Here is a 22,133-nt window from a genome sequence, read left to right as displayed (position 1 = left end):
GCTTTCCCCACCTTTGGCCCGGCGGAGAGAGCAGGAGCCTCCGGCGGGAGTATTTATCGAAAAGGTGAAGTCGCAAGCGCCCTTCCTGTAACGGAAGCGGGCGCCTGTTCATTTTCTGTCCATAAATATCCCGGGGGTCCGGGGGCTGGCCCCCGGCGCCGCCAGAGGGGCAGGGCGCGCGATATGAAAACGCCCCGGCCGCAGGGGCCGGGGCGCGGTCTTTCGGGGCTGGCCTGCGGGGATCAGGCCGCCAGCGCGCGCAGCACGTAGTGCAGCACGCCGCCGTGCTTCACGTAGTCGATCTCGATTTCCGTATCGATCCGGCACTTGATCTGGATCGTCCGGATGCTGCCATCGGCATAGCGGATCGTGCAGGGCACCAGCGACAGCGGCTTCAGGTCGCCCGCGAGGCCGTGGATCTCGACCGTCTCGTCGCCTTTCAGGCCGAGCGTCTTGCGGGTGTCGCCGCCCGTGAACTCGAACGGGATCACGCCCATGCCGACGAGGTTGGAGCGGTGGATGCGCTCGAAGCTTTCGGCGACCACCGCCTTGACGCCCAGAAGCGCCGTGCCCTTGGCCGCCCAGTCACGGCTGGAGCCCGCGCCGTATTCGATGCCGCCGAAGATCACCAGCGGCACGCCCGCCGCCTGCCAGGCCATCGAGGCGTCGAAGATCGAGGTCTGTTCGCCGTCCGGCCCCTTGGTATAGCCGCCCTCGACGCCTTCCAGCATCTCGTTCCTGATGCGGATATTGGCGAAGGTGCCGCGCATCATGATCTCGTGGTTGCCGCGCCGCGCGCCGTAGCTGTTGAACTCCGACACCGGGACCTGGCGTTCGACCAGGTATTTCCCGGCGGGCGTGGTGGCCTTGAAGGACCCCGCGGGGCTGATGTGGTCGGTGGTGATCATGTCGCCCAGAAGCGCCAGCACCCGCGCGCCGTCCAGATCCGAGATCACGCCGGCCTCTTTCGCCATGCCGCGGAAATAGGGCGGGTTCTGGATATAGGTCGAGGTCGGCGGCCAGTCGTAGGTTTCGCTTTCGGTCACTTCGACCGCCTGCCATTTGGCGTCGCCCTTGAACACGTCGGCGTATTTCTTCTGGAACGCCTCGCGCGTCACGGTCTTGTGGACCAGATCGGCGATTTCCTTGTTCGTCGGCCAGATGTCCTTGAGGAACACATCCTTGCCGTCCGGCGTCTGGCCGATGGGGTCGCGGGTCAGGTTGATGTTCAGATCGCCCGCGATGGCATAGGCCACGACCAGCGGCGGCGAGGCGAGGAAGTTCGCGCGCACGTCGGGCGAGATGCGGCCCTCGAAGTTGCGGTTGCCCGACAGGACCGCGGTCGCTACCAGATCGTTGTCGTTGATCGCCTTGGAGATCGCCGGATCGCCGAGCGGGCCGGAGTTCCCGATACAGGTGGTGCAGCCATAGCCGGCGAGGTTGAAGCCGATGGCGTCCAGATCCTCTTGCAGGCCCGCGGCCTCGAGATATTCCGACACGACCTGCGATCCCGGCGCGAGCGAGGTCTTGACCCAGGGCTTGCGGGTCAGGCCGAGCGCGCGCGCCTTGCGGGCCACGAGGCCGGCGCCGATCATCACATAGGGGTTCGAGGTGTTGGTGCAGGAGGTGATCGCCGCAATGACGACGGAACCGTCGCGGATTGTATAGTCCTTGCCCTCGACCGCCACGGTCTTGCGCGCGTCGGTGGGGGGCGCGACCGGGGCGGGGCCTTCGGCGGCCATTTCGCGCGCCGCGGGCGAAACGTCGATGCCGCGGTAATCGGCCACGACCTTGTAGAAGCTGCGCGCGGCGTCGGTCAGCGGCAGGTAGTCCTGCGGGCGTTTCGGGCCAGAGATCGCCGGGACGATGGTGGACATGTCGAGGTCCAGCGTCGAGGTGTAGACCGGCGCATAGTCCGGGCCGCGCCACATGCCGTTGGCCTTGGCATAGGCCTCGACCAGCGCGATGCGGTCCTCGTCGCGGCCGGTCTGGCGCAGGTAGCGCAGGGTCTCGGCGTCGATGGGGAAGAAGCCGCAGGTGGCGCCGTATTCGGGGGCCATGTTGGCGATGGTCGCGCGGTCCGCCAGCGGCAGGTGGTCGAGCCCCTCGCCGTAGAATTCCACGAACTTGTTCACCACGCCGTGCTTGCGCAGCATCTGCACGACCTTGAGCACGAGGTCGGTGGCGGTGGTGCCCTCGACCATCTTGCCGGTCAGCTTGAAGCCCACCACCTCGGGGATCAGCATCGACACCGGCTGGCCCAGCATCGCGGCCTCGGCCTCGATCCCGCCGACGCCCCAGCCGAGGACGGCAAGGCCGTTCACCATGGTGGTGTGGCTGTCGGTGCCGACCAGCGTGTCGGGATACGCGATTTCATCGCCGTTCTGGTCCTTGTCGGTCCAGACGGTCTGGGCGAGGTATTCGAGGTTGACCTGGTGGCAGATGCCGGTGCCGGGCGGCACGACGCGGAAGTTGTCGAACGCGGTCTGGCCCCATTTCAGGAACTGGTAGCGTTCCATGTTCCGCTCGTATTCGCGATCCACGTTCAGCTGGAACGCGCGCGGGGTGCCGAATTCGTCGATCATGACCGAGTGGTCGATGACCAGATCCACCGGCACCAGCGGGTTGATCTTGTTCGCATCGCCGCCGAGCGCCTTGATCCCGTCGCGCATCGCGGCCAGATCGACGACCGCCGGCACGCCGGTGAAATCCTGCATCAGCACGCGGGCGGGGCGATAGGCGATCTCGCGGCTGCTCTTGCCGCCGTTCTTGCCCCAGTCGGAAAAGGCGCGGATGTCGTCGACATGGACGGTGCGCCCGTCCTCGAACCGCAGCATGTTTTCCAGCACCACCTTGAGGCTGGCGGGCAGGCGGGCGAATTCGCCCAGGCCTGCGGTTTCGGCTGCGGGGATGGAATAATAGGCGTAGGTCTTGCCGCCGACGTTCAGCGTCTGACGGGTTTTCTGGCTGTCATGCCCCACGGTGACGGTCATCTGTGCCTCCTGGCGATTGACTTGGCTGGCCCCCTGCATGTGGCCCGGGCAGGGGAATCGCGCGTGTTGTATGCAATAGTATGCCAAGAATCCAGCCCCTTTCGGGGCGGCCCCGCCCGTCCGTGCACGATGGCGGCGGCGTGACGGGCACTGTCACCATATCTCGCAATTCATTGATTGGCGACCGCCCCCCCCTTGGGCTAGACACGAGGAACGGAAAAGACCGGGAAACGAGAATGCACGCGAGGTTCAGCGCCCTTATCGGCGCCGCGGTGGCGATTTGTGCGGCTTCGGCCGGGTCGCTTGCGGCGCAATCGGCGGGCCCGGTTGTGGTCGAGCTTTACACCGCCCAGGGCTGCGCCGCCTGCCCGCCTGCGGATGCCTATTTCGCCGAACTGGCGGGGCGCGACGACCTGATCGCGCTGGCGCTGCATGTCGATTATTGGGATTACCTCGGCTGGGCCGATCCTTTTGCGCGGCCGGGCCATACCGCGCGGCAGAAAAGCTATGCCCGGGCCATCGGGGCCAAGATGATCTACACCCCGCAGTTGATCATCGAGGGGGCAGAACGGATCGAGGGCCTTCAGACCGCGGTCATCGACGAACAGATCACCCGCCACGGGGCAGAGTCCGGCCCGGTCACGCTGCACCTGGAACGGGCGGGCAAGATGGTGCGGATCGCGGCCGATACGGCGGCGCCGCTGGCGCGGGCGCTGATGGTGCAGATGGTCCGCTATCGCCCCGCGGAAACCATGACGATCGAGCGGGGCGAGAACGCCGGCCACACCGCGACCTACCACAACATCGTCACCCAGTGGGATGCGCTTGGCGAATGGACGGGCGAGGCGCCGCTGTCGATCGAGGCGCGGGCCGAGGGCGAGGACCCCGTGGTGGTGATCCTTCAGGAACCGGGGCCGGGGCCCATCGTCGCGGCGGCGCGGCTGCGCTAGGGCCGGAAGACGCCGAAATTTTTCGCCGAAAGATTTTGGCTCGGCCGGGCGCGGGTCAGCGGCCGGCCCCGATTTCCGCCGCGCGCTGCGCCGGGATCTTCCAGCGCCGGTGCACCCAGAACCATTGATCGGGATGCCGGCGCACCAGCGCCTCCAGACTGTCGTTCAGCGCCTGGGTCATCGCCTCGGGCGTACCGGCGGGGATCGGCGCCTCGACCACGATGTCGAAATCGAGCCCGTTCGGTTTGCGGATCGCATAGGTCGGCACCAGAAGCGCATCGTATTTCAGCGCCATTTCCGCCGCCGACAGGGCGGTCAGCGCCGCGTGGCCAAAGAAGGTGAGCCGGGCGCCGTGGCTCATGCGCTGGTCCACCACCATGCCCAGCATCCCGCCCTCGCGCAGGAACCGCACCATGGCGGCCAGCCCCTGCCGCCCGCGCGGGAACAGCGGTGTGCCGATGCGGCCGATGGCGGTTTCGTAATGCGCGTTGAAATAGGGGTTCTTCATCGGCATGTAGAGCCCGCCGACCCGGTAGCCCCGCGCGATCAGGGCGGCGCGGCTGGCGTCGTAATTGCCGAAATGCCCGGTCACGAGGATGACCGGCCGCCCCGCCGCGCGCGCGGCCTCCAGCGCGGCCATGCCTTCGCCCCGCGGGGTGGTGGCGGCGGCGCGGGCGGCGAATTCGGGGCCCGAATAGATCTCGATGATGGTGCGGCCCATGTTGTCGGGCACCGCGCGTTCCAGCCGGCGGCGTTCGGCCGCGGGCAGGTCGGGCAGGATCAGGCGCAGGTTTTCGCGGATGCGGCGGCGATAGCCGGCCAGCGGCGCCACCACCCGCGCCATGACCCAGCCGCACAGCGGCACGCGCCAGCGGTAGGGCAGGTACAGAAGCCCCCCGATCAGGGCGCGCAGGATGCGGTCCTGCACCCGGTGGGTCAGCGTATGTTCAGGGGTCTCGGGCATCGCCTCTGCCGGATTGGGGCCCCACAGATACCGCCTGCGGGCCCCGGCGGCAAGGCACGGGGGGTGTTCAGCCCCCCGCCGCCAGCGCCAGCACCCAGACCGTGCGCAGGTTGCCGCCCGTGGGCACGACGCCCAGGCCCATGTGCCGGGCGTTCGGGTTCAGCATGTTCTTGCGGTGCGGCGGCGATCCGAGCCAGGCCGCCACCGCCTCTGCCGCCGACCGCAGCCCGGCGCCCGCGTTTTCCGACGCATAGCGCGGGGGATAGCCCGCCGCGCGCAGCCGGCCCATGACGTTCGACCCGTCGCGCCCGCGATGCGTCAGTTGCCCCATGGCCGCGATGTCGCAGGCCTGCCGGCGCGCCGCCGCCGTCACCCGGGGATCGAGCGTCAGCGGCGCGGCCCCGGCATCGGCCCGCGCGGCGTTGACGGCGCGCAGGGTTTCGGCTTCGGCCTGGGCGGATTGCGGGGCCAGCGTGCAGGCTGCCGCCGCCGTCCCGGGCAGGGCGGCGGCCAGCAGCAGCGCAAGGGCGGCGCGGCGGATCATGCCAGCATCGACAGCGGGTTTTCCAACAGCCCCACGATGGCCTGCAGGAATTCCGCCCCGAGCGCGCCGTCGATCACCCGATGGTCGACAGAAAGCGTCACCGACATCACCGTGGCCACGCCGATCCCGCCATCGGCCGTCACCACCGGCTTCTTCACCCCCGCGCCGACGGCGAGGATGGACCCGTGGGGCGGGTTGATCACCGCATCGAAATTGTCGATTCCGAACATCCCGAGGTTCGAGATCGCCATGGACCCGCCCACATATTCGTGCGGAGCCAGCTTTTTCGAACGTGCGCGCGCTGCGAGGTCCTTCATCTCTGCCGACAGGGCCGAAATCGACTTCTGATGCGCGTCCTTCAGCACCGGGGTGAACAGCCCCCCCTCGACCGCCACGGCCACGGCCACGTCCGAGGGTTTCAGCCGCAGGATCCGGTCGCCGGCCCAGACGGCATTGGCATCGGGCACCTGTTGCAGCGCCATCGCGGCGGCCTTGATGACGAAATCGTTGACCGACAGCTTCACCCCCCGCGATTCCACCTGCTTGTTCAGCGTGGCGCGGAAGTCCATCAGCGCGTCCAGCTTCACGTCGCGGCGCAGGTAGAAATGCGGGATGGTCTGTTTCGCCTCGGTCAGCCGGGCGGCGATGGTGCGGCGCATGCCGTCGAGCGTCAGTTCCTCGTAGGCGCGGCCCTCGTACATCTTGGCCACCTGCGCGGCGGTGGGGCCGGTGGCCATGGCGGCCGCCGGGGCGGCGGGGGCCGGTGCCGCCGCCGGGGCTGCGGCTGCGGCTGCGGCTTCGGGCGCCGGGGCGGCACTTGCGCCCTCGACATCCGCCTTGACGATCCGCCCGCCGGGGCCGGTGCCCTTGATGGCCGACAGATCCAGCCCCTTGTCGGCTGCGATCCGCCGGGCGAGGGGCGAAGCGAAGACGCGCTTGCCGTCCGCCTTTGCCGCCGCCGGGGCGGGGGCGGTCGCTGCGGGCTTGGCCGGTGCCGCGGGGGCTTTCGCCTGCGCGTCCGGCGCAGCCGCGGCCGGTTTCGCGGCGCCTGCCTCCGGTACGGCCTCGCCTTCTTCGACCAGCAGGGCGATGGGGGTGTTGACCTTCACCCCCGCCGTGCCCTCGGCGATCAGGATCTTGCCCATCACGCCCTCGTCCACCGCCTCGAATTCCATCGTGGCCTTGTCGGTCTCGATCTCGGCGATCACATCGCCGGATTTCACGGTGTCGCCTTCCTTAACCAGCCATTTGGCCAGCGTGCCTTCCTCCATCGTGGGGGACAGCGCGGGCATCAGGATCTCGGTGGCCATCGCGTGCCCTCCTTACCGGTAGCAGACGGATTTCACCGCCTCGACCACCTCGGCAGGGGTGATCAGGGCGAGTTTTTCGAGGTTCGCGGCATAGGGCATCGGCACGTCCTTGCCGGTGCAGTTGATGACCGGCGCGTCGAGGTAATCAAAAGCCCGCTGCATGATCACCGCCGCCAGATGGTTGCCGATGGAACCGACGGGGAAGCCTTCCTCGACCGTCACGCAGCGGTTGGTCTTCTGCACGCTGGCGATCACGGTGTCGTAGTCGATGGGCCGCAGGGTGCGCAGGTCGATGACCTCGGCGGAAATGCCGTCCCTGGCCAACTGTTCCGCCGCGTCGAGCGCATGGACCATGCCGATGCCGAAGCTGACGATGGTCACATCCGTGCCCTCGCGCCAGATCTTGGCCTTGCCGAAGGGGACGGTGAAATCGTCCAGCACCGGCACCTCGAACGACCGGCCATAGAGGATCTCGTTCTCGAGGAAGATCACCGGGTTCGGGTCGCGGATCGCGGATTTCAGCAGGCCCTTGGCGTCGGCGGCCGAATAGGGCATCGCCACCTTCAGCCCCGGGATCTGCGCGTACCACGCGGCATAGTCCTGGCTGTGCTGCGCCGCCACCCGCGCCGCCGCACCGTTCGGGCCGCGAAAGACGATGGGGCTGCCCATCTGCCCGCCCGACATGTAGAGCGTCTTGGCGGCGGAGTTGATGATCTGGTCGATCGCCTGCATGGCGAAGTTGAAGGTCATGAATTCCACGATGGGCCGCAGCCCGCCCCAGGAGGCGCCGACCGCGATCCCGGCAAAGCCGTGTTCGGTGATGGGCGTGTCCACCACCCGGCGCGGCCCGAATTCGTCCAGCAGGCCCTGGCTGATCTTGTAGGCGCCCTGATATTCGCCGACCTCCTCGCCCATCAGCAAGACGGCGGGGTCGGCGCGCATTTCCTCTGCCATCGCCTCGCGCAGGGCCTCGCGCACGGTCATGGTTTTCGTGGGCGTGCCCTCGGGCCAGTCGGGGCCGGCGGCGGGGGCAGGGGATGCGGGGGCGGCTGCGGGTTTCGCGGGGGGCTCGGCCTTCGCTTCCGCTTCCGGCTCTGCCGCCGCCGGTTCGGCCGCGCCTGCCTCCGGCACGGCCTCGCCTTCCTCGACCAGCACGGCGATGGGGGTGTTGACCTTCACCCCCGCCGTGCCCTCGGCGATCAGGATCTTGCCCATCACGCCCTCGTCCACCGCCTCGAATTCCATCGTGGCCTTGTCGGTCTCGATCTCGGCGATGATCTGGCCGGAGGTGATCGTGTCGCCCTCCTTCACCAGCCATTTCGCCAGCGTCCCTTCCTCCATCGTCGGGGACAGCGCGGGCATCAGGATTTCGGTTGCCATCGGTTCGTCCTCCGCTCAGGCGTAGATATCGGTCCAGAGTTCGTCGACCGGCGGTTCCGGGCTTTCGCGCGAGAAGTCGGCGGCGTCGTTGACGATCTGCTTGATCTCCTTGTCGATGGCCTTGAGGTCGTCATCGGTGCTGTGCCCGCCCGCGATCAGCAGGTCGCGCACATGGTCGATCGGGTCGCGTTCGTCGCGCATCTTCTGCACCTCTTCGCGGGTGCGGTATTTCGCCGGGTCCGACATCGAATGGCCGCGATAGCGGTAGGTCATGACCTCTAGGATATAGGGCCCCTCGCCCGCGCGGCAGGCGGCGGTGGCCTTTTCGCCCGCGGCCTTGACGGCCAGCACATCCATGCCGTCCACCGCCTCGCCCTTGATGCCGTAGGCCGCGCCGCGTTCCCACAGGCTGGGGGACTTGGTGGACCGCTTGACCGAGGTGCCCATGGCGTACTGGTTGTTCTCGATCACGAAGACGACCGGCAGGTTCCACAGCTGCGCCATGTTGTAGGTCTCGTAGACTTGGCCCTGGTTGGCCGCGCCGTCGCCGAAATAGGTGAAGGTCACGTTGTCGTTGCCCAGGTAGCGGTCGGCGAAGGCCAGCCCCGCGCCGAGCGGCACCTGCGCGCCGACGATGCCGTGGCCGCCGTAGAAATGCTTTTCCCGGCTGAACATGTGCATCGAGCCGCCCTTGCCCTTGGAATAGCCCCCGATGCGCCCGGTCAGTTCCGCCATCACCCCCTTGGGGTCCATCCCGCAGGCCAGCATGTGGCCATGGTCGCGGTAGCTGGTGATGCGCTTGTCGCCGTCCTTGGCCGCGGCCTCCAGCCCCACCACCACGGCTTCCTGCCCGATGTAAAGGTGGCAGAACCCGCCGATCAGGCCCATGCCGTAAAGCTGGCCGGCCTTTTCCTCGAACCGGCGGATCAGCAGCATCTCGCGGTAGTATTTGCGCAGTTCGTCGGCCGAGATGTTCGGCGTTGCAGTCGCTTTCCGTGTGGCCACGGCCATGCCCTCCCGTCGCAGGCGGAATAGTTTAGCGTTAAACTAGTCCAGCCCTTACGGCGGCGGCAAGCGGAAATCGTGGGCGGGGCGCGGATCGGCATCCGATCTCCTCCCGCCCGGTTCGACGAAGGCGCGTGCTTTCGCCATCGCGATACGGCTGAAGTTGCCCCGGCCTGCGGACGCGCGGAAACCGGTCTGCCCGGGTTTTCCGGGTGATGGCCCGGGCGGCGGGATCCTAGTGGATCACCACCTCGTCGGCCCGGATCAGGCCCAGGACATCGCGCGCCTGTTCGTCCAGCAGGTCGAGGTCCAGCCCATGGTCCGACAGCCGCGTGGTCAGATTGCTGAGCCGCGCGAGTTCCGCCTCCAGCCGGGTCTTTTCGGCCTCCAGCGTGTCGGCCTCGGCCATGATCTGGACGCGGCGGAACAGGCCATAGTCGCCCTGCACCGCGGCGAAGGTGAAATAGCTGCCCAGCACGAAGGCCAGGACGAAAAAGATCGCGGCGCCATAGCCGGGCCGGGCGGCGGGTCTGGACATGCTCTGCCTCTCTCGGGTCTCGGGGCCCGTTGGCGGCATTGTGCCACAACCGCGGGGCAAAGGGAATCCCGTCGCGCGCGGCGGTTTCGGTGCTATCCTGCGCGGGACGGAGGATGCGCCATGACGACAGCCCGCCCCGCGGCAGACCTGCCGACGCATGAGGTGACGAACCAGCCCGTACCCGAGGCGGGCGACCTGTGGGCGGGCGATCCTGCCCTGCGCCACTGGGCCGGGCGGGCGGGGGCGGATGCCGCCGCGCTGGCGGAATTCGGCGCGCTGGCGGGTACGGCGGAAATGCGCGCGGCCGGCCGCGCGGCCAACCGCCATCCGCCGGAACTGCGCGCCTTCGACCGGGGCGGCCGGCGGCTGGACGAGGTGGAGTTCCATCCGGCCTGGCACCGGCTGATGGATCTGGGCCTGTCCGCCGGTTATGCCGCCGTGGCCTGGGAAGGCCGCCCCGGCGGCCATGCCACCCACGCCAGCCTCGTCTATGCGCTGAGCCAGATCGAGCCCGGCTGCTGCTGCCCGATGACGATGACCTATGCCGCCGTCCCCGCGCTGGCGGCGGATGCGGGGTTGTCGTCGCTCTGGCATCCCCGGCTGACGGCGCGGGCCTATGACCCCGCCCCGCGGCCCGTGGCCGACAAGGGGGCGGCGACGATGGGCATGGCGATGACGGAAAAGCAGGGTGGTTCGGACGTGCGCGCGAATGCCACCCGGGCGCTGCGCGATGGCGCGGGCTGGCGGCTGACGGGGCACAAATGGTTCTGCTCGGCGCCGATGTCGGACGGGTTCCTGACGCTGGCGCAGGCGCCCGGAGGGCTGACCTGTTTCGTCGTGCCGCGCTGGCTGCCCGATGGCGACCGCAACGCGGTGCATCTGATGCGGCTCAAGGACAAGCTCGGCAACCGCGCCAATGCCTCGGCGGAAATCGAATACCACGGGGCCTGGGCGGAACAACTGGGGGAGGAAGGCGACGGCGTGCGCACCATCATAGAAATGGTGCACCATACCCGGCTCGACACCGCCATCGCGCCGGCAGGGCTGATGCGCGCGGCGCTGGCAGAGGCCGCATGGTGGTGCCGGGGGCGGACGGTGTTCCAGCGCCGGCTGATCGACCAGCCGCTGATGCGGGCGGTGCTGGCCGACCTCGCGCTCGACTGGGAAGGGGCGCTGGCGCTCGGCCTGCATGTGGCGCGGGCGTTCGATGCCGGCGAACGCCCGCTGGCGCGGATCGGCGTGGCGCTGGCCAAGTTCCACGCCAACAAGCGCTGCCCGGTGGTGGTGGCCGAGGCGATGGAGGTCCTGGGCGGCATGGGCTATGTCGAGGATACGCCCCTGCCGCTCCTCTACCGCGAGGCGCCGCTGAACGGGATCTGGGAAGGCTCGGGCAATGTCATCTGCCTCGACATCCTGCGTTCGCTGGCCCGCGATACCGCCGCCGCGGCGGCGCTGACGGCGGAACTCGACGCCGCGCGCGGGGCCGATCCGCGCTATGACGCGGCGCTCGCCGATCTGCGTGCCCGCTGGCCCGCCCTGCCGCCGGAGGCCGAGGCGCGGTTCTTCGCCGAACGGCTGGCGCTGCTGCTGACCGCCTCGGTCCTGATCCGCGGCGGCGTGGCGGCGGTGGCAGAGGGCTATGTCGCCACCCGCCTGACCGGCGACCGCGGCATGGCCCCGGGCACGGTCGCGGGGCTCGACACGGCTGCGATCCTGTCCCGGCTGGGTTGAGGGCGGCGCCGGGGCGCTGCCCCGGACCCCGGGATATTTCTTTCACGGTGAAAGACGAGAGAGGTATTTCCTGAAACGGAAATGCGTGTGCGGCTTCATCTTTTCAAAAATACCCCGCGGGGGTCCGGGGGCGCGAAGCCCCCGGCGCCGTGCGTGTCACCCGAGCGACCGCCGGGCCGTACACACAACCTGCTCACTTTCTGTCCATAAATATCCCCGCGCGGCGCGCCACCGCGCTTTCCCCCCGCACCGCCGCCGGGCAAAGGGCCCGCCCGCGCCGCGCAGCGGCGCCCGGCCCAACGCGCGGGGGCGGCCGTCAGGCCGCCGCCGCGGGGCGGGAGCGTCCCCGGCCCCTCGGGAAGAGGTCAGCCCGCCTTCGCCTGCCGCTTGCGTTCGTGCGGGTCGAGATACCGCTTGCGCAGGCGGATGATCTTCGGCGTCACCTCGACCAGTTCGTCGTCGTCGATATAGGCGATCGCCTCTTCCAGCGACATGCGGACCGGCGGCGTCAGCCGCACCGCCTCGTCCGTACCGCTGGCCCGGATGTTGGTCAGCTTCTTGCCCTTCAGCGGGTTCACTTCCAGATCGTTGTCGCGGGAATGCTCGCCGATGACCATGCCCTCATAGACCTGTTCCTGCGCGCCGATGAACAGCTTGCCGCGCTCTTCCAGGTTCCACAGCGCATAGGCCACGGACACGCCGTTCTCCATCGAGATCAGCACGCCCTGCCGCCGGCCCTGGATCGGGCCCTTGTGCGGCACCCAGCCGTGGAAGATGCGGTTCAGCACCCCGGTCCCGCGCGTGTCGGTCAGGAACTGGCCGTGATAACCGATCAGCCCGCGCGAGGGCACATGCGCCACGATCCGGGTCTTGCCGACGCCCGCGGGCTTCATCTCGACCAGATCGCCCTTGCGCTCGCCGGTCAGCTTGTCGATCACCGCGCCGGTGAATTCGTCGTCCACATCGACGATGACCTCCTCCACCGGCTCCAGCCGCTGGCCGTCCTCCTCGCGCATGATCACCCGGGGGCGGCTGATGGACAGCTCGAACCCCTCGCGGCGCATGTTCTCGATCAGCACGCCCATCTGCAATTCGCCCCGGCCCGAGACGATGAAGGCCTCGCCGCCCGGCGTGTCCTCGACCTTGATGGCGACATTGGATTCGGCCTCTTTCAGCAGCCGTTCGCGGATCACGCGCGACTGCACCTTGTTGCCGTCGCGCCCCGCCAGCGGGCTGTCGTTGATGCCGAAGGTGACGGAAATCGTCGGCGGGTCGATGGGCTGCGCGGGCAGCGCGGTATCGACCTCGGGCGCGCAGAGCGTGTCGGCCACGGTCGCCTTGGTCATGCCGGCGATGGTCACGATGTCGCCCGCCCCGGCCTCGTCGATCGGGGTCTGCGACAGGCCGCGGAAGGCGAGGATCTTCGAGACCCGGAACTGTTCGATCCGCTCGCCCGTGCGCGTCAGCGCCTTGAGCGTGTCGCCGGTCTTCAGCCGCCCCGATTCGATCCGCCCGGTCAGGATGCGGCCGATGAACGGGTCGGCGGCCAGCGTCGTCGCCAGCATGCGGAAGGGTTCGTCCACCCGGGCCTGCTGGCGCGGGGCGGGGACATGGCGCAGGATCAGGTCGTAGAGCGCGGACAGATCCTTGCGCGGCCCGTCCAGATCCGCATCCGCCCAACCCGAGCGGCCCGAGGCATAGAGATGCGGGAAATCCAGCTGTTCGTCCGAAGCGCCGAGATTGGCGAACAGGTCGAACACCTCGTTCAGCGCGCGGTCGGGTTCGGCGTCTGGCTTGTCGACCTTGTTCAGCACCACGATGGGCCGCAGCCCGAGCGCAAGTGCCTTGGAGGTCACGAATTTCGTCTGCGGCATCGGCCCTTCGGCGGCGTCGACCAGCAGGCAGACGCCATCGACCATGTTGAGGATCCGTTCCACCTCGCCGCCGAAATCGGCGTGGCCGGGGGTGTCGACGATGTTGATCCGCACCCCCTTCCATTCGACCGAGGTCGCCTTGGCCAGGATGGTGATGCCGCGTTCGCGCTCGATGTCGTTGCTGTCCATCACCCGCTCGGCCACGGCCTGGTTTTCGCGGTAGGTGCCGGATTGTTTCAGCAACTCGTCGACCAGCGTGGTCTTGCCATGGTCGACGTGCGCGATGATCGCGATATTGCGGATGTCCATATGTGGGCCTTTGCTCGGGATTGCGCGCGGCTTAACGCGCCTGCGGCCCGAACGCCAGCCCGAAACCGCCCGGGATCGTGCCGGCGGGTCCGGGGCGCTTGGGTCACGCGGCGATATAACGGTCGCGGCGGTGGTTCAGGGCGATCACCAGATTGGCCACCAGCGCGCCCAGAAACGACCAGCCCACCGTCACCGGGTCGAGCACCGCCAGCGCCACCGCGAACAGCACCGCGTCGAAGCCCAGTTGCACCCAGCCCGCGCGCAGCCGGCTGTGGTCCTGCACCCAGAGCGCGACGATCCCCACGCCGCCGAGCGAGGCCCCGTGGCGGAACAGCGCCAGCAGGGCGGAGCCCGAGGCCATGCCGAACAGCACCGCCCCCACCCCGGGATGCAGCGTGGCGAAGCCGACATGGCGCGGCAGCAGCGCCGACAGGACGGACACCAGCGCCACCGCGGCGAAGGTCTTGACGGTGAAGGCCATGCCGAACCGCCGCCAGCCCAGCCAGTAGAAGGGCAGGTTGATGACGAAGAACACCGGCCCGAAGGCCCAGCCGGTCATGTACGAGATCAGCACCGCCAGCCCCGCCGTCTGCCCCGTCACCAGCCCCAGATGGGTCAGGATCACGATCCCGAAGGCGGCCATCATGCCGCCATAGGCGATGCCCTGCGCATCCTCGAACGGCGAATGTGTCCTGGGGTCGGTCATGAGGGGGCCTCGGGTTGCGGGCATGGCCCGTTGCAGCACGGCCGGGGCGGCCAGGCAATGCGGCAAGATCGGCACCCGATCCCCTTTGCGCCCGCGCGCGGCGGGGGCTAGCCTGCGCCCGTCCAACCGCCCGAGGCCACCATGACCGACACGCCCCGCCGCCCTGCGATCACCTTCACCTATTGCACGCAATGCAACTGGATGCTGCGCACCGCCTGGATGGCGCAGGAACTGCTGCACAGCTTCGGGCAGGATCTCGGCTCGGTCACGCTGGTGCCGGGGACGGGCGGGGTGTTCACCGTGACCGTGGATGGCGAGACGGTCTGGGACCGCAAGGCGCAGGGCGGCTTTCCCGACTCGCGCCAGTTGAAGCGGATCATCCGCGATCGCGTCTGGCCCGACCGCGACCTCGGCCATGTGGACCGCGGCACGCCCGAGTGAGGCGCGCGGAGCATCTGGCAGGCCGGGCAGGGGGCATTCTGCCCCCTCTTGGCTGCGCCAATTCACCCCCTGAGGATATTTTCGGACAGAAAGTGAAGAAGGCGCCCCCCTGTCCATTTTCTGTCCTTAAATATCCCCGCCGGAGGCTCCCGCAACCTCCGCCCCCACCACCGCCGGGCGGGGGCGCTGGACCCGTAGGCCGGGGCCTGCCCCGGCATGCGCGCAAAAAAGGGGGCGCGCTGCGGCACGCCCCCCGTTTGACCTGCGGCGGGAAATCAGCCGGCCAGCGCCTTGTTCAGGTATTCGTCCACCTTTTCCAGATAGCCCATCGTGCTGAGCCATTTCTGGTCCGGCCCGACCAGCAGCGCGAGGTCCTTGGTCATGAACCCGTCCTCGACGCATTGCACCGTCACCCGTTCCAGCGTTTCGGCGAAACGCGTCAGTTGCGGATTGTTGTCCAGTTTCGCGCGATGCTTCAGGCCCCCGGTCCAGGCGTAGATCGAGGCGATGGAGTTGGTCGAGGTCTCCTTGCCCTTCTGGTGTTCGCGGAAGTGGCGGGTCACGGTGCCGTGAGCGGCCTCGGCCTCGACCGTCTTGCCGTCGGGCGTCAGCAGGACAGAGGTCATCAGCCCGAGCGAGCCGAAGCCCTGCGCCACGGTGTCGGACTGCACGTCGCCGTCGTAGTTCTTGCAGGCCCAGACATAGCCGCCCGACCATTTCAGCGCCGAGGCCACCATGTCGTCGATCAGCCGGTGTTCGTAGGTGATGCCGGCGGCCTTGAACCTGTCGGCGAACTCTTCCTCGTAGACCTTCTGGAACAGGTCCTTGAAGCGGCCGTCATAGGCCTTGAGGATGGTGTTCTTGGTCGACAGATACACCGGCCAGCCCTTCAGCAGGCCATAGTTCATCGAGGACCGGGCGAAGTCGATGATCGACTGGTCGAGGTTGTACATTGCCATGGTCACGCCGGCGCCGGGTGCGTCGAACACGTCCTTCTCGATCACGGTGCCGTCCTCGCCCACGAACTTGATCGTGAGCTTGCCCTTGCCCGGGAAGCGGAAGTCGGTGGCGCGGTACTGGTCGCCGAAGGCGTGGCGGCCGACGACGATCGGCTGGGTCCAGCCGGGCACGAGGCGGGGGACGTTCTTGCAGATGATCGGTTCGCGGAAGATCACGCCGCCGAGGATGTTGCGGATCGTGCCGTTGGGCGATTTCCACATCTGCTTGAGGCCGAATTCCTCGACCCGCGCCTCGTCGGGGGTGATGGTGGCGCATTTCACGCCCACGCCGTGCAGCTTGATCGCATTGGCGGCGGCGACGGTCACCTGGTCGTCGGTGCGGTCGCGTTCCTCGATGCCGAGGTCGTAATAGTGCAGGTCGATGTCGAGATAGGGCAGGATCAGTTTCTTCTTGATGAAGTCCCAGATGATCCGGGTCATCTCGTCGCCGTCGAGTTCGACGACGGGGTTCGCCACCTTGATCTTGGTCATGCGCCTGGCCCTTTCGGTTGGGGGATTCGATGGCGGGGCTATAGCCCATCGCCGCGCGGAAGGGAAGTGTTGTATGCCGTTGTATACTGGCGCTGCGGCGGCCTGCCGCGCGGTCGGCGGCAAAGATCAGCCGCGGGCGTCGAACCAGGGTTTGGCGCGGGCGCGCAGCCAGCCCCAGATCTGCGGCGCGCCGCGGGCGATCTTGCTGCCGACGCGGGATTCCAGTTGCGGCCAGGTCACGCCGAAGGTGGCCCATGTGCCGCCGCCCGCCGCGATGTTGCCCGCCACCGGCTGCACCCGGTCGAGCGATTTGGCGAAGACGGCATCGGGGGTTTCGGCGGCCTCGAATTCCGCCCACAGCGCGCGCAGGCCGGCGGCCTGATCGGCGGGCAGCAGGCCGAAGATGCGGTCCGCCGCGCGCGCCTCTGCCGCCTGCACCGCGGCCGAGCCATGCGCGGTGCCGTCGGCGGAATGGATCGGCACGTCGCCCACGTCGATTTCCACCAGATCGTGGATCAGCAGCATGCGGATCACCCGGTCGATGTTCACCCCCGGCCCCGCCTGATCGGCCAGCACCAGCGCGTAAAGCGCGAGGTGCCAGCTGTGTTCGCCCGAATTCTCGGCCCGCGATCCGTCGCAGAGCGTGTTGGCACGCAGCACGGATTTCAGCCGGTCGGCCTCGGTCAGAAAGGCGAACTGGGCGGAAAGGCGGTCGGTCATGCGGCGGTCCTGCGGGCGGGGCGGGTGAGGGCGAGGGCGATCAGGATGGCCAGCCAGCCGACGGCCGCAAGAAGCAGCGGGATGACGAAGGTGTCGGTGCCCTTGCGGTCGCAATCGTGCAGCGATCCGGGCGGCAGCAGCATCCACAGCAGCGCCGCGCAAAGCGCAAGCCAGACCAGAAACGCGGCCCGGCGCGGCCGGCGCCAGAGCCAGAGCGCAGCGAGCGCCGGGAAGGGCGCAAACCCGGCGAGGGGAAGCGGATGGGCGAAAAGGCCGAGCATGCTGCCGATGGCGGGGCCGAAGGGCTGCGGCGTGGCGTGAAAGCAGCTTGCCCAGGACCATTCGCCAAGCGCTGCCAGCGCCACGAAGGCGGCGGGCGGGGCGAGGGCCATCCCCACAACGGCCGCCGCAGCGCGCGGGCCGGTCACTCCGGCACGCTGGCCGCACGGGCCGCGCGCAGGCGGGCCAGTTCGGCTTCGAAGAACAGGCGCCCGCGGCGTTCGGCCAGCCGCAGGCGCATCGAGGTCATGAAAACCTCTTCCAGCGTGGGCGACATGGCGCCGATGGCCTTGGCGACGCGTTCGTGCAACCGGTCGTCGCCGGTTTCGGCAATGGCTGCGATGACCTCGGTGGCCAGCGCATCGGCGAGATCGTCGACCAGCGCCATGGCGTCAGCGCGTGCCCTCGGTCAGGCGGCGGCGGACGTACTGCGACACCGTGCCGATCATCGGTTTCATATGCGCCTCGTCGTCCTCGAAGAAATGGCCGGCGCCCTCGATCTGGGTATGGGTGATGGTGATGCCCTTCTGCTCGTGCAGCTTGTTCACGAGGCTGGTCGTGTCCTTGGGCGGCGCCACGCGGTCGGCGGTGCCGTTGATGATCAGCCCCGAGGCCGGGCAGGGCGCGAGGAAGCTGAAATCGTACATGTTCGCCGGCGGCGCGACAGAGATGAAGCCGGTGATTTCCGGCCGCCGCATCAGCAGTTGCATCCCGATCCACGCACCGAAGCTGAACCCCGCCACCCAGCAATGCTTGGCGTTCTGGTTCATGGATTGCAGGTAGTCGAGCGCCGAGGCGGCATCCGACAACTCGCCGATGCCCTGATCGTATTCGCCCTGGCTGCGCCCGACGCCGCGGAAGTTGAACCGCAGCACCGTGAAGCCCAGATTGTAGAAGGCGTAGTGCAGGTTGTAGACGACGCGGTTGTTCATCGTGCCGCCGAACTGCGGATGCGGGTGCAGGATGATGGCGATGGGCGCGTCGCGGTCCTTCTGGGGATGGTAGCGGCCTTCAAGTCGGCCTTCGGGGCCGGGGAAGATAACCTCGGGCATCGACCTTGTGTCTTTCCTTGGCAGGGCCGCGGCGGGCGGGTCCGCGGAGAAGATGAGACGATCGGACCTCTTCCGACCGGGCGCCAAGTGAGTTAAGCCCCCTTCTGGCGCGCGTCAATGGCCGGTTGCCGGGGATGGCGCCCGGCGGGGATGCGCGGGGCGGACGGGGAGGACGGGATGAAGCTGTCGACCAAGGGGCGCTATGCGATGGTGGCGCTGGCCGATCTGGCGATGAACGACAAGGCCGAACGCGTGTCGCTGGCCGAGATTTCCAAGCGGCAGGACATCTCGCTGCCCTATCTGGAACAGCTGTTCGTCAAGCTGCGCCGGGCGGGGCTGGTGGAATCCGTGCGCGGCCCGGGCGGCGGCTATCGGCTGGCGCGGTCGGCCGATGCGATCCGGGTGTCCGAGGTGCTGGAGGCGGTGGACGAGACGGTTTCGGCGCTGCACACCGGGGCGGGGGCGACCGGCGCGCTTTCGGGCACCAAGGCGCAGTCGCTGACCAACCGGCTGTGGCAGGGGCTGTCGGCGCATGTCTATGTCTACCTGCACCAGACACGGTTGTCGGATGTGGTGGGCAATGCGCTGACGCCCTGCCCGGCGGTGCCGTCGCTGTTCCGGGTGGTGGACGAAGAGTAACGGGTGGACGGGTGGGCGCCGGGGCGCTGCCCCGCGCCGGCTGGTTCTCGAACCAGTGGCGCACCAACCGGCGCCCCCGGAGTATTTTTGGCAAGATGAAGCCGGGGGCTGTGATCTGGCCTCTGCGGGAAGGTGTCAGGGTGACGGGCGCGCGGGTCTATCTCGACTGGAATGCCACCGCGCCGCTGCGGGCCGAGGCGCGGGCGGCGATGGTCGCGGCGATGGAGGTGGCGGGCAATCCGTCGTCGGTCCATGCCGAGGGGCGTGCGGCCAGGGCGCTGGTCGAGCGCGCGCGGGCGCAGGTGGCCGTGGCGCTTGGCGCGCAGGCGGCGGATGTCGTCTTTACCTCGGGCGCGACCGAGGCGGCGGCGCTGGCGCTGGCGGGGCGGGGGCTGCGCTGCGCGCAGATCGAGCATGACGCGGTTGCGGCCTGGTGTCGCGCCGACCTGCCGGTGGACCGCGACGGGCGCGTCGCGGTGCCCGATCCGGCGGCAGCCGCGCTGCAACTGGCGAATTCGGAAACCGGCGTGATCCAGGATCTGCCGGCGGGGCTGGCGGTCAGCGACCTGACGCAGGCCTTCGGCAAGATCCCTGTCGCCTTCGACTGGCTGGATATCGACATCGGGTTGATTTCCGCGCATAAACTGGGCGGCCCCAAGGGGATAGGCGCGCTGGTGATCCGCCGCGGCCTCGACCTTGCCGCGCAGATGAAGGGCGGCGGGCAGGAAATGGGCCGCCGCGCCGGGACGGAAAACGTCATCGGCATCGCCGGTTTCGGCGCCGCCGCGGAGGCCGCCGCACGCGATCTTTCCGAAGGTGTCTGGGACCGGGTGGGCCAGATTAGAAATATTCTAGAGTCGGCATTGTCAGCCGAGTGCAATGAGACTATTTTTGTCGGGCAAGCTGCGCCGCGCCTGCCGAACACGCTCTGCCTCGCGACACCGGGATGGAAGGGCGAAACGCAGGTGATGCAGATGGATCTTGCCGGATTCGCCATCTCGGCGGGGTCGGCCTGTTCCAGCGGCAAGGTGCGGGCAAGCCGCGTGCTGCGGGCGATGGGATTCGACGAGGCCGTGGCCGGCAGCGCGATCCGCGTCTCGCTGGGGCCGCAGGTGACAGAGGATGACGTGCTGCGCTTTGCCGAAGCGTGGCTGGACCGCTGGCGGAAATTCCGGCAGCGGCAGGGTTAGGTTCGGGCGGCCGGGCCGGCGGGGGCCGGGCGGGACGCCCCTTGAAGGAAAGGATGGCCGATGGCTGCGCTGGACAAGACGGGGCTCGACGACATCGGGCAGGCGGGGCCGCCGAACGACCTGCGCGAAGGTGTCGACCGCGAGACGGTCGAGACCGTGCAGGCGATGGCCGGCAAGTACAAATACGGCTGGGAAACCGATATCGAGACCGAATATGCCCCCAAGGGCCTGTCGGAAGACATCGTGCGCCTGATTTCCGCCAAGAACGGCGAGCCGGAATGGATGACCGAATGGCGTCTGGCCGCCTATCGCCGCTGGCTGACGATGGAAGAGCCCACCTGGGCGATGCTGAACTATCCGTCGATCGACTATCAGGACCAGTATTACTACGCCAAGCCCAAGAGCATGTCGGTCAAGCCGAAAAGCCTCGACGAGGTGGACCCCAAGCTCCTGGCGACCTACGAGAAACTGGGCATCCCGCTGAAGGAGCAGATGGTTCTGGCCGGGGTCGAGGGGGCGGAGGCCACGGCGGCAGAGGGGCGCAAGGTCGCGGTCGATGCGGTTTTCGATTCGGTTTCGGTCGGCACCACCTTCAAGGAGGAGCTGAAGAAGGCCGGCGTCATCTTCTGCCCGATCTCCGAGGCGATCCGCGATTATCCCGATCTGGTGAAGAAATACCTCGGCACCGTGGTGCCGCAGTCGGACAACTATTTCGCCACGCTCAATTCGGCGGTGTTTTCCGACGGGTCCTTCGTCTATATCCCCGAGGGCGTGCGCTGCCCGATGGAACTGTCGACCTATTTCCGCATCAACGCGGAAAACACCGGGCAGTTCGAACGCACGCTGATCATCGCCGACAAGCGGTCCTATGTCAGCTATCTGGAAGGCTGCACCGCGCCCAAGCGCGACACCAACCAGCTGCACGCCGCGGTGGTGGAAATCGTGGTGCTGGAGGATGCCGAGGTGAAATATTCCACGGTGCAGAACTGGTATCCGGGCGATGAAGAGGGCCGGGGCGGGATCTACAACTTCGTCACCAAGCGCGCCGATTGCCGGGGCGACCGGTCCAAGGTGATGTGGACGCAGGTGGAAACCGGGTCGGCGATCACGTGGAAATACCCCTCCTGCATCCTGCGCGGCGACGATGCGCAGGGGGAATTCTATTCCATCGCCATCGCCAACAACGCGCAGCAGGCCGATACCGGCACCAAGATGGTGCATCTGGGCAAGCGCACGAAATCGCGCATCGTGTCCAAGGGCATCAGCGCGGGCCGGGCGCAGAACACCTATCGCGGGCTGGTCAGCATGCATGCCAAGGCATCCGACAGCCGCAACTATACCCAGTGCGACAGCCTGCTGATCGGCAACCGCTGCGGCGCGCATACCGTGCCTTACATCGAGGTGCGCAACGCATCGTCGCGGGTGGAACACGAGGCGACGACCTCGAAGGTGGACGAGGATCAGCTGTTCTACTGCCGGTCGCGCGGGATGGACGAGGAAGAGGCGGTGGCGCTGGTCGTCAACGGCTTCTGCAAGGAGGTGTTGCAGGCCCTGCCGATGGAATTCGCCATGGAGGCGCAGAGCCTTGTGGCGATCTCGCTGGAAGGGTCGGTCGGATGATCGTCACCACCACCCCGTCGGTCGAGGGCTACAGCGTCGCCGAATATTTCGGCATCGTCACCGGCGAGGCGATTCTGGGCGCGAATATCGTGCGCGACCTGTTCGCGGGCATCACCGACATCCTCGGTGGCCGCTCGGGCGCCTATGAGAAGGAACTCGCCAAGGCGCGGGAAACCGCGCTGCGCGAGATGGAGGAACGCGCGGCCGGGCGCGGGGCGAATGCCGTGATCGGTGTCGATCTGGATTACGAGGTCATCAACAACATGCTGATGGTCTCTGCCTCGGGCACGGCGGTGCGGATAGGCTGAACGGGCAGCGGTTCCTGCGGGACCGCAGAGGCATGGGCGCGTGAGGGCGATGCGCGGAAGGGACCGGAAAATCGACTGGCTCGGGCGGCG

Annotated in this window: 21 protein-coding genes; 7 read left to right on the top strand and 14 right to left on the bottom strand. The window is 68.1% G+C overall.

The genetic code is table 11. The annotated features are described in order from the left end of the window. Positions 1-242: 242 nt before the first annotated feature. A complete protein-coding gene (gene acnA / locus RGD00_RS18075) occupies positions 243-2,993 on the bottom strand; it encodes an aconitate hydratase AcnA (RefSeq protein ID WP_310458678.1) in 2,751 nt (916 codons plus the stop codon). 236 nt (positions 2,994-3,229) lie between these two features. Here acnA and RGD00_RS18070 point away from each other — a divergent pair, with 236 nt between their 5' ends. Continuing rightward, on the top strand, positions 3,230-3,943 hold the full coding sequence (locus RGD00_RS18070; protein ID WP_310458677.1) for a DUF1223 domain-containing protein: 714 nt from the start codon (positions 3,230-3,232) through the stop codon (positions 3,941-3,943). A gap of 55 nt (positions 3,944-3,998) precedes the next feature. On the opposite strand, the gene RGD00_RS18065 is transcribed toward RGD00_RS18070, so the two are convergent. From RGD00_RS18065 to RGD00_RS18040, 6 genes are all read right to left on the bottom strand, one after another. Beyond that, the gene (locus RGD00_RS18065) at positions 3,999-4,907 is read right to left on the bottom strand and encodes a lysophospholipid acyltransferase family protein (protein ID WP_310458676.1); all 909 of its coding nucleotides are present in this window, start codon (positions 4,905-4,907) and stop codon (positions 3,999-4,001) included. A gap of 67 nt (positions 4,908-4,974) precedes the next feature. After that, positions 4,975-5,451, bottom strand: coding sequence for a CAP domain-containing protein (locus RGD00_RS18060; RefSeq protein WP_310458675.1), 477 nt, complete (start codon positions 5,449-5,451; stop codon positions 4,975-4,977). Further along, complete coding sequence (locus RGD00_RS18055) at positions 5,448-6,761, bottom strand: pyruvate dehydrogenase complex dihydrolipoamide acetyltransferase (RefSeq protein WP_310458674.1); 1,314 nt, start codon at positions 6,759-6,761, stop codon at positions 5,448-5,450. The genes RGD00_RS18060 and RGD00_RS18055 overlap by 4 nt, the downstream gene beginning before the upstream one ends. Before the next feature lie 12 nt (positions 6,762-6,773). Next, positions 6,774-8,141 carry a pyruvate dehydrogenase complex E1 component subunit beta gene (locus RGD00_RS18050; RefSeq protein WP_310458673.1) on the bottom strand — a complete coding sequence of 456 codons (1,368 nt, stop codon included), beginning with the start codon at positions 8,139-8,141 and terminating at the stop codon, positions 6,774-6,776. A gap of 15 nt (positions 8,142-8,156) precedes the next feature. Further along, positions 8,157-9,146 carry a pyruvate dehydrogenase (acetyl-transferring) E1 component subunit alpha gene (gene pdhA / locus RGD00_RS18045; protein WP_310458672.1) on the bottom strand — a complete coding sequence of 330 codons (990 nt, stop codon included), beginning with the start codon at positions 9,144-9,146 and terminating at the stop codon, positions 8,157-8,159. Between the two features lie 235 nt (positions 9,147-9,381). Next, positions 9,382-9,684, bottom strand: a complete 303-nt coding sequence (locus RGD00_RS18040) for an FtsB family cell division protein (RefSeq protein WP_310458671.1) — start codon at positions 9,682-9,684, stop codon at positions 9,382-9,384. 120 nt (positions 9,685-9,804) lie between these two features. On the opposite strand from RGD00_RS18040, the gene RGD00_RS18035 reads away from it, so the two are divergent. After that, positions 9,805-11,415 carry an acyl-CoA dehydrogenase family protein gene (locus tag RGD00_RS18035; protein WP_310458670.1) on the top strand — a complete coding sequence of 537 codons (1,611 nt, stop codon included), beginning with the start codon at positions 9,805-9,807 and terminating at the stop codon, positions 11,413-11,415. Positions 11,416-11,780: 365 nt separating this feature from the next. Here RGD00_RS18035 and typA read toward each other — a convergent pair whose 3' ends face one another. Beyond that, complete coding sequence (gene typA, locus RGD00_RS18030) at positions 11,781-13,598, bottom strand: translational GTPase TypA (protein WP_310458669.1); 1,818 nt, start codon at positions 13,596-13,598, stop codon at positions 11,781-11,783. 103 nt (positions 13,599-13,701) lie between these two features. Beyond that, the gene (locus tag RGD00_RS18025; protein ID WP_310458668.1) at positions 13,702-14,304 is read right to left on the bottom strand and encodes a YitT family protein; all 603 of its coding nucleotides are present in this window, start codon (positions 14,302-14,304) and stop codon (positions 13,702-13,704) included. 141 nt (positions 14,305-14,445) lie between these two features. Here RGD00_RS18025 and RGD00_RS18020 point away from each other — a divergent pair, with 141 nt between their 5' ends. Next, a complete protein-coding gene (locus tag RGD00_RS18020; RefSeq protein ID WP_310458667.1) occupies positions 14,446-14,745 on the top strand; it encodes an Rdx family protein in 300 nt (99 codons plus the stop codon). A gap of 275 nt (positions 14,746-15,020) precedes the next feature. Here RGD00_RS18020 and RGD00_RS18015 read toward each other — a convergent pair whose 3' ends face one another. The 5 genes from RGD00_RS18015 to RGD00_RS17995 form a co-directional block, all read right to left on the bottom strand. Then, complete coding sequence (locus RGD00_RS18015; protein WP_310458666.1) at positions 15,021-16,235, bottom strand: NADP-dependent isocitrate dehydrogenase; 1,215 nt, start codon at positions 16,233-16,235, stop codon at positions 15,021-15,023. Positions 16,236-16,361: 126 nt separating this feature from the next. Further along, the gene (locus RGD00_RS18010; protein WP_310458665.1) at positions 16,362-16,955 is read right to left on the bottom strand and encodes an HD domain-containing protein; all 594 of its coding nucleotides are present in this window, start codon (positions 16,953-16,955) and stop codon (positions 16,362-16,364) included. Next, a complete protein-coding gene (locus RGD00_RS18005) occupies positions 16,952-17,347 on the bottom strand; it encodes a hypothetical protein (RefSeq protein WP_310458664.1) in 396 nt (131 codons plus the stop codon). Before RGD00_RS18005 ends, RGD00_RS18010 begins: the two co-directional genes overlap by 4 nt. Before the next feature lie 32 nt (positions 17,348-17,379). Next, complete coding sequence (locus RGD00_RS18000; RefSeq protein ID WP_310458663.1) at positions 17,380-17,622, bottom strand: hypothetical protein; 243 nt, start codon at positions 17,620-17,622, stop codon at positions 17,380-17,382. A 4-nt stretch (positions 17,623-17,626) separates the two neighbouring features. Continuing rightward, positions 17,627-18,286, bottom strand: a complete 660-nt coding sequence (locus tag RGD00_RS17995) for an alpha/beta hydrolase (protein WP_310458662.1) — start codon at positions 18,284-18,286, stop codon at positions 17,627-17,629. Between the two features lie 177 nt (positions 18,287-18,463). On the opposite strand from RGD00_RS17995, the gene iscR reads away from it, so the two are divergent. From iscR to RGD00_RS17975, 4 genes are all read left to right on the top strand, one after another. Then, a complete protein-coding gene (iscR, locus tag RGD00_RS17990; protein ID WP_310458661.1) occupies positions 18,464-18,925 on the top strand; it encodes a Fe-S cluster assembly transcriptional regulator IscR in 462 nt (153 codons plus the stop codon). A gap of 140 nt (positions 18,926-19,065) precedes the next feature. Continuing rightward, on the top strand, positions 19,066-20,115 hold the full coding sequence (locus RGD00_RS17985; protein ID WP_310458660.1) for a cysteine desulfurase family protein: 1,050 nt from the start codon (positions 19,066-19,068) through the stop codon (positions 20,113-20,115). A gap of 60 nt (positions 20,116-20,175) precedes the next feature. Continuing rightward, the gene (sufB, locus tag RGD00_RS17980; RefSeq protein WP_310458659.1) at positions 20,176-21,735 is read left to right on the top strand and encodes a Fe-S cluster assembly protein SufB; all 1,560 of its coding nucleotides are present in this window, start codon (positions 20,176-20,178) and stop codon (positions 21,733-21,735) included. After that, positions 21,732-22,043 (top strand): heavy metal-binding domain-containing protein, encoded by a 312-nt coding sequence (locus RGD00_RS17975; RefSeq protein ID WP_310458658.1) that lies wholly within the window; start codon positions 21,732-21,734, stop codon positions 22,041-22,043. The genes sufB and RGD00_RS17975 overlap by 4 nt, the downstream gene beginning before the upstream one ends. The last annotated feature ends 90 nt before the right edge of the window (positions 22,044-22,133 follow it).

The organism is Ruixingdingia sedimenti (genome assembly GCF_031432425.1).
Lineage (GTDB): Bacteria > Pseudomonadota > Alphaproteobacteria > Rhodobacterales > Rhodobacteraceae > Ruixingdingia > Ruixingdingia sedimenti.
Note: the sequence above shows the minus strand (reverse complement) of the source record. Positions and strands in the feature narration are given on the sequence as shown.